12 protein-coding genes are annotated in these 13287 nt (G+C 73.4%); 6 read left to right on the top strand and 6 right to left on the bottom strand.

Translation table 11 applies throughout. The features are described from left to right. Positions 1–12: 12 nt before the first annotated feature. The 6 genes from TSO221_RS30160 to TSO221_RS30135 form a co-directional block, all read right to left on the bottom strand. Positions 13–1224: an ABC transporter substrate-binding protein gene (locus TSO221_RS30160; RefSeq protein ID WP_109122209.1), complete on the bottom strand. Its 1212-nt coding sequence runs from the start codon at positions 1222–1224 to the stop codon at positions 13–15. 76 nt (positions 1225–1300) lie between these two features. Next, the gene (locus tag TSO221_RS30155; RefSeq protein WP_109122208.1) at positions 1301–2113 is read right to left on the bottom strand and encodes a formylmethanofuran dehydrogenase subunit C; all 813 of its coding nucleotides are present in this window, start codon (positions 2111–2113) and stop codon (positions 1301–1303) included. Beyond that, a complete protein-coding gene (gene fhcD, locus TSO221_RS30150; protein WP_109122207.1) occupies positions 2110–3006 on the bottom strand; it encodes a formylmethanofuran--tetrahydromethanopterin N-formyltransferase in 897 nt (298 codons plus the stop codon). The genes TSO221_RS30155 and fhcD overlap by 4 nt, the downstream gene beginning before the upstream one ends. Next, positions 3006–4661: a formylmethanofuran dehydrogenase subunit A gene (locus TSO221_RS30145; protein WP_109122206.1), complete on the bottom strand. Its 1656-nt coding sequence runs from the start codon at positions 4659–4661 to the stop codon at positions 3006–3008. Before TSO221_RS30145 ends, fhcD begins: the two co-directional genes overlap by 1 nt. Further along, positions 4655–5893, bottom strand: coding sequence for a formylmethanofuran dehydrogenase (locus tag TSO221_RS30140; RefSeq protein ID WP_109122205.1), 1239 nt, complete (start codon positions 5891–5893; stop codon positions 4655–4657). The genes TSO221_RS30145 and TSO221_RS30140 overlap by 7 nt, the downstream gene beginning before the upstream one ends. Positions 5894–5903: 10 nt before the next feature. Then, entirely contained in the window at positions 5904–6281 is a 378-nt protein-coding gene (locus tag TSO221_RS30135) for a 4a-hydroxytetrahydrobiopterin dehydratase (protein ID WP_199229686.1), read from the bottom strand. A 147-nt stretch (positions 6282–6428) separates the two neighbouring features. Between TSO221_RS30135 and TSO221_RS30130 the strand changes: the two genes are divergently transcribed. From TSO221_RS30130 to TSO221_RS30105, 6 genes are all read left to right on the top strand, one after another. Continuing rightward, a complete protein-coding gene (locus tag TSO221_RS30130; protein ID WP_109122203.1) occupies positions 6429–7418 on the top strand; it encodes a beta-ribofuranosylaminobenzene 5'-phosphate synthase family protein in 990 nt (329 codons plus the stop codon). An 18-nt stretch (positions 7419–7436) separates the two neighbouring features. Continuing rightward, entirely contained in the window at positions 7437–8333 is an 897-nt protein-coding gene (locus TSO221_RS30125) for an NAD(P)-dependent methylenetetrahydromethanopterin dehydrogenase (protein WP_247878334.1), read from the top strand. Beyond that, positions 8305–9468 (top strand): ATP-grasp domain-containing protein, encoded by a 1164-nt coding sequence (locus TSO221_RS30120; RefSeq protein ID WP_109122202.1) that lies wholly within the window; start codon positions 8305–8307, stop codon positions 9466–9468. Before TSO221_RS30125 ends, TSO221_RS30120 begins: the two co-directional genes overlap by 29 nt. Further along, on the top strand, positions 9465–10436 hold the full coding sequence (mch, locus tag TSO221_RS30115) for a methenyltetrahydromethanopterin cyclohydrolase (RefSeq protein ID WP_109122201.1): 972 nt from the start codon (positions 9465–9467) through the stop codon (positions 10434–10436). The genes TSO221_RS30120 and mch overlap by 4 nt, the downstream gene beginning before the upstream one ends. Before the next feature lie 67 nt (positions 10437–10503). Continuing rightward, complete coding sequence (locus TSO221_RS30110; RefSeq protein ID WP_247878333.1) at positions 10504–12174, top strand: NADH-ubiquinone oxidoreductase-F iron-sulfur binding region domain-containing protein; 1671 nt, start codon at positions 10504–10506, stop codon at positions 12172–12174. Further along, positions 12171–13287 (top strand): 2Fe-2S iron-sulfur cluster-binding protein (locus TSO221_RS30105; RefSeq protein WP_146208947.1); only part of this gene is annotated, 1117 nt, incomplete at its 3' end. The genes TSO221_RS30110 and TSO221_RS30105, both read left to right, overlap by 4 nt.

Below are 13287 nucleotides of genomic sequence, written 5' to 3'. Positions count from 1 at the left end.
CCTCCCCCTTCGTCATTTCCGACACCGGCTCTCCGGCCGGTCGTCGCCGAGCGTGTCGAGTTCCGAGAACTGATGCAGGAAGCCCGGCTGCGGCGACACCGACACCAGCGTGCGCGGCCCGGCCAGCAGCACCGGCTGGCGCAGCTGGCCGTCCCACTCGCGGAAGCTGAGGCCCTGCCCCTTGAAGGCCGCCAGGGTGAAGTCCGGCCCCTTGATGAACGCCGCCAGCGCCGCCGGGTCGTTGGAGCGGGTGCGCGTCGCCGCCTCGCCCACCGCCCGCACCGCCATCCAGGCCGTGTAGTCGCGCGGCCGCATCCAGCGGCCGGCCTGCCGCTCGAACCGGTTGTGGAACTGCGTGGCGCCCCACTGCTCGTGCACCCGCGACCACGCGGTCGGCACCATCCCGTGCGTGCCGGCCACCGGCCGCGGCGACCACGTGTGGTAGGGCAGGTACTCGCCGAACTGGTCGGCCTCGTCGGCGACGACTAGCACGTCGTGCTCGCGGCCCTGGGTGAAGGGCGGAATCTCGGTCTGGATGGTGACGTGGCCGGTGTCGACGCGGCGGTTGGTATCCTCGAAGGTCCAGGTCTTCTCCTCGGCGATCTTGGCGCCGAAGCGCTTGGCGGCGCGGCGCAGCGCGTCGGCGTAGGCGGCGTCCTCGGGCGCGCGGCCGACGATCAGCATCCAGGTGGTCCAGCGCCGCTGCGCCAGGTACTGCGCCAGCGCATCGGCCAGCATGCGGCGGCTGGGCGTCACGTGCAGGACGTTGGCACGGCAGCGCTCGTTGCGCAGGTCGTCGTCGGGGGCGCGGGTGTTGAAGATCAGCATGCCGCGCGCCTCGGGCGCCGCCGCCGCGGCGAGCAGCGCGTCGGCGCGCAGGTCGGCGACCAGCAGGCGGATCCCCTGCCCGGTCAGCTCGCGCACCGCGTCCTCGACGCGGCCGTCGGCGGGCACGACGGACTCCACCAGCTCGAAGCTCTGGCCGAGGAAGCGGCCGGTCGTGGTGTTGTCGGCGATGCCGAGGCGGGCGCCCTGCACGCCCTCGTCGTCGGACACCGGTTCGAGGAAGGTGAGCGGTATGCGCGGCTCCTCCTCGCGGGTCAGGTAGCCGATGCGGATCACCTGCGGATCCGCTGCCCATGCAGTCGACGCGCCGAGCAGCGCGCCGGCCAGCAGCAGCAGGCGCGCGACAAACCTTAGGGTGTGCACGGCAGGCTCCACCATCCGGCGAGCATCCTCCCCCACGGCGCCGTTCTCGTGCGGCGTCGGTCACCATCTTGGCATCACAGCCTTGCCGAGGCTACGTGTACGAAAGGACGAGCAGTTCCCCAAGACCGCCGACCGTGCGGTCGCCGATCAGCCGGCGGGCGCGGATTCCGGCCGGCGGGAACTCCATCGGCCATGCGCCGGCGGCCATCAGATCGCGGCGCATGAGTTCGAGGAACAGCAACTCGTGCTCCCCGCCGTCGGCGAAGCCGGGCGTCGGCTCCGCCGGGTCACGCGCCAGCAGGATCGAGCCGCGGCGCATGGCGGAGCCGAGCCCCGCCCCGGCCTCGCCGCCCACCACGATCGAGCCGGCGATCATCCGCGCGCCGCACCAGCCGCCGACGTCGCCCTGCACGGCGATCAGGCCGCGGCGCATCCGCTCGCCCGCCCGGTCACCGGCCCGGCCGACGAAGACGCTGCCGCCGCGCATGCCGCGCGGGCTGCCGGCCAGCGGCGCGCCGAGGAAGTCCCCGGCGGCGCCGGCGACGCGCAGCCGCCCGCCCGCCATCTCCGCCGCCGCGAAGGCGCCGCAGTCGCCCTCGATCAGCAGCGCGCCGCCACGCATGCCGGCGCCGGCGTTGTCGCCGCAGTGTCCCTCGACGACGATTTCGCCCGCCGCCATGCCGGCGCCGACGTTGTCGAGCACGGCGCCGTTCGGGCGCAGGATCAGCGTGCCGGACGGGCCACCGTCGCGCAGCTCGAACAGCTCGTCGAGGCGAACGCGCTCCCGCCCACGGATCACCGGAAGCGCCGCGACGCCGCCGTCGGCCAGCCGCTCGGGCAGCACACCGGTCAGGTCGATGGGCGGTCCGCCCGCCTCGCGCGCGGTGAGGACGAGGCCGGTCATGCCATCACCTCGTGCAGATGGAACTGGTGGCGGCCCAGCTTGCCGCCGTAGTTGCCGGCGGTGACCGCCACCACCCCGGCGGCCGAGCCCATGCTGACCACGGCGCCGATGCCGGCGCGCATGGCGGCGCGCACCGCCTCGGGAGTCATGCCGTCGATCACCAGTTCGAGGACGGAGTCGACGCCGTCCGGCAACAGTGACGGCACCGCCCCCCGCAGCGTCGGGCAGTAGGCGGTGTTGGTTGAGGCGATCATGCCTTTGTACTTGCCGCCGATCTTCGAGCCGGAGCGCACCACCCCGCCGGGAAACGGCAGGATGGCGCCGGGCACGGCGCGGATCGCCACCACCGCCGCTTCCGCCGCGGTGCGGCTGGCCTCGCGGTCGGCGCCGAGGATGAAGAAGTTGCCGCCGCCCACGCCCTCGGTCACCGCGGTGGTCGCCTCGCACAGGAACTCGCTGTCCATCACCGGGATGCGCCAGTAGCGCCGGCCGCCGATCCGCTTGGCGATCTGCCAGCCGTCGCCGAAGTAGCGCAGGCCGTCGCCGAGCGGGATCGGCTTGCCCTCGTGCTGCCCGGCGTAGCAGGCGGAGCTGTGCGATGTCATCACGCACTGGCCGACCCGGCGCGCCACCTGCTTGGCCAGCTCGTCCCGCGATATGGCGAACAGCAGCACCGCGGCACCGGGGCGGCCGTCCGGCGTCTCCTCCGGCTCCAGCAGGCGCTCGACCGCCGCCTCGCAACCGCAGGCGATGACCGAGGTGGCGAAGCCGGTCATGGTGACCGCCGCCGCCTGCACCCAATGCGGCGTATCGGCGGTGACCACCAGCCGGGTGCCCTTCATGGGGAAGGCCTCGGCGAAGGTGTCGTCGATGGTGACGCCGTTGATCCGCATCAGAACGCCCCCGGCCGGCAGTCGTGGCGGACGAGCCCGTCGCCGTCGCGGATCTCGTCCGCCGAGATGCGGAAATGCGCCAGCTTCTGGCCCATCCGCGCCTCGAACCGGCGGTCGATCCAGGCTTCGATGGCGGGGTCGTGGCCGGGCTCGACCACGTGCGTGCGGCCCGCCGCCAGCGCCACCATCACGCCGTCGCGGACGATCAGTCGGCCATCCTTGAAGACGAGGTCCGGCGTCTCGAACATGGCGCGGCGGTCCGGCCGGTCGGTGTAGACCACCACGTCGGCCGCGGCGCCGGGCCCAAGGTGGCCACGATCCTTCAGCCCCAGCGAGCGCGCCGGGGCGGCGCGGGTCATGGTGGCGATCTCGCCCAGGGTGTACTCCCGCGCCAGCGAGGGCAGGATGCAATGCGCCGGCACGTCCGGGTGCAGCTCGGCCAGCTTGGCGAGGCGATAGTCGCGGTCCATCAGCAGGCGGATCAGCTCGGGATAGCTGGTGAAGGGCGCGCCGTTCGGGTGGTCGGTGGTGAGGAAGATCCGCCAGGGGTCGGTGACCAGCAGGAACAGCTCCAGCCCGATGGCCCATTGCAGCGCGTTGACGAACGCCTTGTCGCGGTAGCGGAACGGCACGACGCCGCAGCCGGCGTCGCACTCGATGTCCATCACCGCCCACTTCTTCGGGTGCGCGTGGCCGGCGTTGCCCATCTGCGCCATGGTGTCGGCCGAGGCGGTGACCGTCTGCCCGAACATGATCTGCCCGACGTCGATGGACAGCGTCGGCGTGCGGTTGACCATCTCGGCGATTTGCGTCGCGGCGGAGGAGAAACGGCGGTCGCCCTCGGTGCCGTAGGCGTGGAACTGCACGTGCGTCAGGTGCAGCGGCAGCCCGTCCACCGCGGCGATGCTGTCCAGCGTCGCCTCGACGTTGCCGGGAACGCCGAGGTTGAAGCCGTGCAGATGCAGCGGGTGCGGCACGCCCAGCCGCCGCACCGCCGCCGCCAGGGCCGCGAGGATGCGGCGCGGCGTGATCGCGTGGAACGGCCCAACGGCGTCCACGTCCAGCTTGCGCTGGTTGTACTTGAAGGCGTTGATGCCGCCGGGGTTCACCGATTTCACCGCGAGGCTGCGCGTCGCCGTCAGCATCCAGCCGACGTAGTCGGCGATGGCCGCCTCCCCGGCGCCCGACGCCAGCAGCTCCAGGAACAGGTCGTCGTTGCCCAGCACGAGGTAGCCGCCGGTGTCGATCAGCGGGATGTCGGCCATCTCCAGGTGCGCGTGGCGGGCGTTGCTGGCAAGCATGGCCGGCTCGAACGCCGCGGTGTAGCCCATCTGCGCGTAGCGGCAGCCGGTCACGTGGGTGGATGGGGTCGCAACCCCGCCGCCGCAGCGGCAGAGGCCCTCGGCGGTGACGGGTTCGGCCCGGTGCTCCTCCGCCATCAGCAGGCGGGCGAGGTTGACCTTGCCTCCGGCGATGTGGCTGTGGATGTCGATGGCGCCGGCCATCACCACCTTGCCGGACAGGTCGATGGTCTCGTCCGGCTCGGTGCCAGGATCGGCGACGATGCGGCCGTCGCGCACGAACAGATCGCCGACCTCGCCGTCGCGCCCTTGGGCCGGGTCGTAGATCCGCCCACCCGCCAGTTTCGTCAGCATGAAGCCTCCTGCGGCAGGGCGGCAGTGATGGCGGACAGCACCGCGGCGACGTCCGGCAGCCCGCGGTCGATCAGGTGGCCGGTGCGCAACGCGACGATGGAGTCGCCGCGGAACACGTGCGCCGCGTGGTCGATGCCCGGCGTGCCGACCGGGATGACGACGGCCGGCTCGGCGGCGAACGCGGTGCCCGGCTGGGCCAGGGCGACCACGGCCTTGCCCGTGGCGAAGGCCGGCATCTCCGGCCGGAAGGCGGAGATCCACAGCACGGCGTCGGCCGCGTGCTGGAAGCGCTCCCAGGCGAAGCGGTGCGGGTCGTGCCGCGGCGCGCCGCCGGCCAGCGACGTGCGCAGCGGTACGCCGAGCTGCCACGTGCAGACCTGGTTGGCGCCGACCACGTTGTCGTAACCGGCCAGCGGCAGGCCAGCGCAGCGCGTCTGCCGGTTGACGTCCTGCACGAGGCGGACGAGGCGTTCCACCGCCAGGTCGGCGTGCGCGCCGGGGAAGCCGGCCGCCGCCCACGCCACCACGGCGTAGTGCGCCGCCCGCAGCCGCTCGGCCAACCCGGCGATCCCGGGCGCGGCCCCGGTCGGGTCGGTCAACGCCGTGGACAGCGCCGCCGCCACCGCGCCGATCTGCGTGGCATCGCCCGGGATCACGGTGAAGGGAACCTCGCCCAATGCGGCCCGCGTCGTTTCCAGCGGCTCGCCGCACAGGAAGACCACCTCGCGCAGCGCCGGAGCCTGGAGGGCCGGCGGGGGCACCACCCAGCGCTCGTAGAAGCGCGGGTGCAGCGCCGCCGGGTCCGGCCCGACCACCAGCAGCAGGTCGCAGCGGTTGCGCAGCTCGGCGAAGGTCGTGGCGATCCAGCCGCTGCGCTGGAAGACCGCGAGGTTGCGGTACAGCCCCTCCGACCGCTCGTGATCGACCACCGCGCCGACACGCTCGGCCAGCGCCAGCGCAGCGCGCACGCCTGCGACGTCGGTGCCGAGACCGGCGACCAGCGGCGCGCGGCTCGTCCACAGGATCTCGGCCGCCGCGCGCACGGCGTCGTCAAAAGATGCGGGGCGTCCGCCCACCCGCGGCGGCTCGGCCGGCGGGGTGTGGCCGAAGCGCTCGCGCGCCACCGGGCAATCGGTGGACCGCACGGCCAGCCGGCCGGCGTCCTCCTCCACGGTCAGGTCGTCGCAGCCGAGGCCGCAGAACGGGCACACGACGTCGCAGTGGGTCGCCATGCCGTCCCCGTCAGTCGTACTTGATGTAGGCGAAGCGCAGGTCGTCCCTGGGTGTGCCCTCCAGCGCGCCGCCCTCCTGCGCGGGCTGCCACTGCACGACCTCCTCGATCTTGCGGGCGAGCTGGAAGTCCTTCTCGGTGATGCCCTTGGCCGTGTGGGTCATCAGCCGCACCTCGACCCAGGCGTAGGAGGCGGTGATGTCCGGGTGGTGCCACGCTGCCTCGGCCAAATGGCCGACGGTGTTGATCACCATCAGCGTGCCCTTCCAGCTGTTCGTCTTGTACTTGCGCCGGATCCAGCCGTTCTCGTGCTTCCAGCGCGGCAAAGTCTGCGCCAGACGTTCGGCGACTTCCGTGTCCGTGAAGACTCGTTCCTGCACGTCGGTCATAATCTTCCTCCCTGAAGCGACCGCGGCGCCCCTGCACTTAAGTCCGTTGGACTAAAGTACAACGCATTATTGGCGTGGGCGTATTTTATACTCTGACACTATCATGTCGAACAAGACGACGCAACTTCACGAACAGATGAGGTAAGCATGCCTCACGGCGTCGAATATTTCGGGGAGGTAAGGGTCACCGCGCCGGCGCGGCTGCACCTTGGGTTCCTGGATATGAACGGCGGGCTGGGCCGGCGCTTCGGCAGCCTCGGCCTGACCCTGGACGGACTGTGCACCACCGTGCGCATGCGACCGTCCGACCGCCTGCGCGCCTCCGGCCCCTCGGCCGAGCGGGCGCTCAGCGTAGCGCGCACGCTGTGCGAGCGCTTCCGCTGGCCGGCGGCGGCCGACATCGCACTGGAGGACGCCATTCCGGAGCACGCCGGCCTGGGGTCCGGCACGCAGCTCGGGCTGGCGGTCGGCAGCGCGCTGGCGCAGCTGCACGGGCGCGCGGTGCCGGTCCGCGCGCTGGCGGCGGAGCTGGAGCGCGGGGCGCGCTCCGGCATCGGCATCGGGACCTTCGAGAACGGCGGGGTGATCCTCGACGGCGGGCGCGGGCCGGACGGCCAGCCGCCACCCATCATCGCCCGCCTGCCCTGCCCGGAGCCCTGGCGCATCCTCTTGATCCTGCACCGCGACGGCCAGGGCCTGCACGGCGCCGACGAGGTGCGGGCGTTCCACACGCTGCCACCCTTCCCGGCGGAGCGCGCCGCGCACCTGTGCCGGCTGACGCTGATGACGGCGCTGCCGGCGCTGGTGGAAGGCGACGCCGAGGGCTTCGGCCGCGCGGTGGGCGAGCTGCAGCGTACCGTCGGCGACCACTTCGCCCCGGTGCAGGGCGGGCGCTTCACCAGCCCCGCGGTGGCCGAGGCGCTGGAGTGGCTGGAGGCCGAGGGTATCCCCGGCGTCGGGCAAAGCTCCTGGGGGCCGACCGGCTTCGCCATTGTCGGCGACCCCGGCGACGGCGAGGCGCTGCTGGCGGCGGCGCGGCGGCGGTGGGCGGACGGCCCGCTGGAGTTCCGCCTGTGCCGCGCCCGCAACGACGGCGCCGTGGTGCAGACCGCCGGCTACGCCCGCCCCGCCGCCTGACCTTTCCGGAGACGCCCCATGCCCGCCCCCTACGTGCTGCACATGCTGACGCCGCTGAAGCACGTCAGCGCCTTTGACGTCAACATGGCCGCCGACGCCGGCATCCACACGCTGTTCCCCTACACGGAAGTCGAGCCGGGCGAGGTCGCCGCCATCACCCAGGACGCCATGTTCTCCCGCGATCCGGCCAACGCCGCGCGCACCGGGCTGTTCATCGGCGGGCGCGACGCCGTGCAGGCGCTGGACATGATGGAGGCGGCGCGCCAGTCCATGTTCCCGCCCTTCACCATCTCGGTGATGGTCGATCCGTCCGGCGCCTTCACCACCGCGGCGGCCATGGTCGCCGTGGTCGACCGGGCGCTGCGCCGCACCCGGCCGGAGGGCATCAAGGGCACCGCCGTGCAGGTCTACGGCGCCACCGGCGTGGTCGGCAGCACCGCCGGGGTGATCGCCGCGCTGGCCGGCGCGCGGGTCACGCTGGTCAGCCACCGCGGCCTGTCCGGCGTCGAGCCCAGAGCGGCCGAATTCAACAAGCGCTTCGACGTGCAGTTGGCCTGCGCCGACGCGCCGGACGACGCTTCCAAGGAAGCCCAGCTCGCCGAGGCCGAGGTGGTGTTCGCCTGCGGGCGGGCGGGCGTGCAGATCATCACGGCCAAGCACCTGGAATCGGCGGAGCGCCTGCTGGCCGCGGCCGACGTCAACGCGGTGCCGCCCTCCGGCGTCGAGGGGGTCGGCGCCAAGGACGACGGCACGCCGCTGCCCGGCGGACGCGGCGTCGGCATCGGCGCGCTGGCCATCGGCAACGTCAAGTTCAAGGTGCAGCACGCGCTGCTGCAACGCCTCGCCGACGCCGGCAAGGCGGTCTACCTCGACTTCCGCGACGCCTATGACGCCGCCCGCGCGCTCGCCGGATAAAGGGGAACCGGACGTCGTCGTCGTCGCTGTATCGGCGCGGGCGCTGGCCGCCGCAGCGTGCCGGGCGGGCCGGCGGCCGGCGGCCATCGACCTGTTCGCCGACGACGACACCCAGCAGCTCGCCGCCGCCTGCTTGCGGCTGCCGTCGGGCGGCCTGCGCCTGGACGGCGATGCCCTGATGGAGGCGCTGGAGCGGCCGGAGCTGCGCGGCCTGCCGCTGGTCTACGGCGCCGGCTTCGAGGACGATCCGCGGCGCCTGGAGCGCATCGCCGGGACACGGCTGGTGCTGGGCAACGGCGCAGTCCAGGTGGCGTTGGTCAAGGATCCCTTCGCCTTCGCGGAGGCACTCGACCGCCTCGGTATCCCGCACCCGGAGGCGGCGCGCGCGCTGCCTGGCTCACCAGAGCGCTACCTGCTGAAGCGCATCGGCGGCAGCGGCGGCGGCCACGTCGCGGCGGTGCCGCCGGCCACCCGCCCCGGCGCCGAGGCGTCGCGGGGATGGTATTTCCAGCGCCGCGTCGGCGGCCACGCGGTGTCGGTCCTGGCGTTGGGCGACGGGCAGCGCGCCGTGGTCGTGGGCTTCAGCCGGCAGTGGCCGGCGCCGACGCCGGAGCAGCCGTTCCGCTACGGCGGCGCGGCGGGACCGATGCGTGCGACGCGGCGGCTCGGTGGCCTGCTGTCGGACATGACCACGCGCCTGTGCGCCGCCTTCGGGCTGGTCGGGCTGGTCAGCGCCGACTTCCTGGTGGCCGGGGAGACGGTGCACCTGCTGGAGATCAACCCGCGGCCCGGCGCGACGCTGGACGTCTTCGACCGGGCGCCGCTGCCGCCGCTGTTCGGGCTGCACGTGGACGCCTGCGCCGGCCGGCTGCCGGACTCGCTGCCGACGCCCTGGCGGTGCCGGGCGGCGCTCGTCCACTACGCCGCGCAACCGGTCACCGTCGGCCGCTGTTTCCCCTGGCCGGCGTGGGTCGCCGACCGCCCGGCCGGGCCGGCGCGTCTCGACGCCGGCGCCCCGGTCTGCACGGTGCAGGCGGAGGGCGCCAGCGTCGGCTCGGCGCGGCGGCAGGCGGAGCAGCGGCAGCGGCAGCTGGCCGCCCAACTCGAATCCCAGGCCATGGAGATCCAGGCATGAGCACTCCCGAACGCCCCAGCCTGTTGGCGCTGTCGGCCCCGCTGGCGGACCGTATGGCCGCCGACGCGTCCGTGCTCCGCCTCGCCGTCGAGCGGATTGGCGGCGCGCGCGTCATCGACGCCGGCATTCGCGCGCCCGGCGGGCTGGAGGCCGGGCGGCGGATCGCCGAGCTGTGCCTGGGCGGACTCGGGCACGTGGCCTTCGGCGGGGCCGGCGGCAGCCCGGACTGGCCGTTCGGCGTCACGGTGCACAGCGCCGCCCCGGTGCTCGCCTGCCTCGGCAGCCAGTACGCCGGGTGGAGCCTCAGCCACGGCAAGTTCTTCGCGCTCGGCTCCGGCCCCGGACGCGCTCTGGCGCGCAAGGAGGACCTGTTCGACGAGCTGGGCTACCGCGACGCCGGCACCACCGCCGCCTTCGTGCTGGAGGTGGACAAGCCGCCGCCGGAGGAGCTGGTGGCCCGCGTCGCCACCGACTGCGGCATCGCGCCGGAGGGGCTGACGCTGGTGCTCACCCCCACGCACAGCCTCGCCGGCACGGTGCAGGTGGTGGCGCGGGTGCTGGAGGTGGCGCTGCACAAGGTGCACGCCCTGGGCTTCCCGCTGGAGCGCGTGGTGGACGGCATCGGCACGGCGCCGCTGCCGCCGCCGGGCGGCGGCTTCCTGACCGCCATGGGCCGCACCAACGACGCCATCCTCTACGGCGGTACGGTGCAGCTGCACGTCACCGGACCGGACGCCGAGGCGGAGGATCTGGCGCAGCGCCTGCCCTCCTCCGCCTCGCGCGACCACGGTCGGCCGTTCGCCGAGATCTTCGCGGCGGTGAAGGGCGACTTCTACGCCATCGACCCCCTGCTGTTCAGCCCGGCGCGCGTCATCGTCACCGCGCTGGACAGCGGGCGCAGCTTCCACACCGGCGCCATCGCGCGCGAGCTGGTGGAGCGGTCGTTCGGGAGTGCCGGCTTGCCATAAAGACCAATGCCACCCCGGCCGCGGATTGGAGTACGGATAGAGGATCCCAGATACTGGGAGGAGCACCGTGCCGAACAGCCCCGACAGGCGCAGACGGCCCGCGGCGCTGCCCAAGGGTCGCCCCGTCGACCCGGCGGCGCAGGAGGAGGTGCGCGCGCTGCTCGGTGACGCGCCGCGCCGGCGCGACGGGCTGCTGGACGCCCTGCACCGGATCCAGGACCGCTTCGGGTGCCTGCACGTCCGCCATCTGGCAGCGCTGGCGGCGGAGATGCGGCTGGCCCAGACGGAGGTGTTCGAGGTCGCCTCCTTCTACGCCCACTTCGACGTGGTGCACGAGGGGGAAGCGCCCCCGCCGCCGGTCAGCGTCCGCGTCTGCGACGGCATCGCCTGCACCATGGCGGGGGTGGAGGACATGGTGCGCGACCTCGCCGGCCGGCTCGGCCCCGGCGTGCGGATCGTGCGGGCGCCGTGCATGGGCGGCTGCGACCACGCCCCCTCGGCCACCGTCAACCACACGCCGGTCGAGCCGGCCGCACCCGACAGCGTGCTGGCGGCCCTGGACGGGACCTACCGCGTGCGGATCCCCGCGCCGGTGCGTTTCGCCGAGTACCGGGCGCAGGGCGGCTACGCGCTGCTCGGCGCCTGCCACGACGGCCGGCGCACGCCGGAGGAGGTGATCGCGGCGCTGGAGGAGTCCGCCCTGCGCGGCATGGGCGGCGCCGGCTTCCCGACGGGCCGCAAATGGCGGCTGGTGCGCGGCGAGCCCGCCCCGCGCCACCTCGTCGTCAACGCCGACGAGGGCGAGCCGGGCACCTTCAAGGACCGCCACTACCTGGAGACCGACCCGCACCGCTTCCTGGAGGGCATGCTGCTCGCCGCCTGGGTGATCGAGGCGGCGGAGGTGCACCTTTACCTGCGCGACGAGTACCCGCAGGCCCGCGCCATCCTGCACGCGGAGATCGCGACGCTGGAGGACGCCGGCCTCGTCGCCCCCGGCTTCATCCGGGTGCACCGCGGCGCCGGCGCCTATATCTGCGGCGAGGAATCCTCGATGCTGGAGAGCATCGAGGGCAAGCGCCCCCTGCCCCGCCACAAGCCGCCGTTCCCGGCGCAGGTCGGGCTGTTCGGTCGGCCGACGCTGATCAACAACATCGAGACGCTGTTCTGGGCGCGCGACATCGTCGAGAAGGGCGCGGCGTGGTGGGGCGCCCAGGGGCGTCACGGCCGGCAGGGGCTGCGCACCTACTCCGTCTCCGGCCGCGTCCGGCTGCCCGGCCCCAAGGTGGCGCCTGCCGGCATCACCGTGCGCGAGCTGATCGACGAGTTCTGCGGCGGCATGGCGGAGGGGCACGCGTTCAAGGCCTACCTGCCGGGCGGTGCGTCGGGCGGGCTGTTGCCGGCCAGCCTCGGCGACCTGCCGCTCGACTTCGGCGCGCTGGAGCCGCACGGCTGCTTCATCGGCTCGGCGGCGGTGATCGTGCTGTCTGACAAGGACGATTTGCGTCGGGTGGCGCTCAACCTGCTGCGCTTCTTCCGCAACGAGAGCTGCGGCCAGTGCACGCCCTGCCGCGTCGGCACCGAGAAGGCCGTCCTGCTGCTCGAGCACGATCCGGGCAACCGCGCCGGCTTCGAGGCGCTGACCAAGGTGATGACTGACGCCTCGATCTGCGGCCTGGGGCAGGCGGCGATGAACCCGGTACGCTCGATCCTGCGCCATTTCCCGGAGGAACTGGCATGAGCATCCGCTTCCAGCTCGACGGCGCCGAGGTCGAGGCGCGGCCAGGCGAGACGATCTGGGAGGTGGCGAAGCGCCTGGGGCTGGACATCCCGCACCTCTGCCACGCCGACGCCCCGGGCTACCGCGCCGACGGCAACTGCCGTGCCTGCATGGTCGAGATCGAGGGGGAGCGCACGCTCGCCGCCTCCTGCATCCGCCGCCCGACGCCGGGCATGGTGGTGAAGGCCACGACGCCGCGGGCGGAGGAGGCGCGCCGGCTGGTGTTCGAACTGCTGCTCGCCGACCAGCCGGAACGCGCGGCGTCGCCCGACCCGGACTCCCGCTTCCTGGCCTGGGCGGAGCGGGTGGGCGCCACCGGCGGCCTGTTCCCGCGCGGCCCCCGCCAGCCCGCCTACGACCGCTCGCACCCGGCGATGAGCGTGCGGCTGGACGCCTGCATCCAGTGCACGCTGTGCGTCCGCGCCTGCCGCGAGGTGCAGGCCAACGACGTCATCGGCATGGCCGGGCGCGGCCCGACGGAGAGCATCGTCTTCGACATGGCCGACCCGATGGGCCAGAGCACCTGCGTCGCCTGCGGCGAGTGCGTGCAGGCCTGCCCGACCGGCGCGCTGATGCCGGCCAGTCTGGTCGACGTGGCCGGCGTCCGCGCCGTGGTGCCGGACCGGTCGGTGGACAGCATCTGCCCCTACTGCGGGGTGGGGTGCCAGATCACCTACCACATCAAGGAGGACCGCATCGTCGCGGTGGACGGCCGCGACGGGCCGTCCAACCACAACCGGCTGTGCGTCAAGGGCCGCTTCGGCTTCGACTACGCGCACCACCCACGCCGGCTGACCATGCCGCTGGTCCGGCTGGACGGCGCGCCGAAGACCATCGACGTGGACCCGGCCAACCCGTGGACGCACTTCCGCGCCGCGACCTGGGAGGAGGCGCTGGACCGCGCGGCGGCCGGCCTCAGACGCATCCGCGACGCGCACGGCGGCAACGCGCTGGCCGGCTTCGGCTCGGCCAAGGGTTCGAACGAGGAGGCGTACCTGTTCCAGAAGCTGGTGCGCACCGGCTTCGGCACCAACAACGTCGACCACTGCACCCGTCTGTGCCACGCCTCGTCGG

It is taken from the genome of Azospirillum sp. TSO22-1, from assembly GCF_003116015.1.
GTDB lineage: Bacteria > Pseudomonadota > Alphaproteobacteria > Azospirillales > Azospirillaceae > Azospirillum.
Note: the sequence above shows the minus strand (reverse complement) of the source record. Positions and strands in the feature narration are given on the sequence as shown.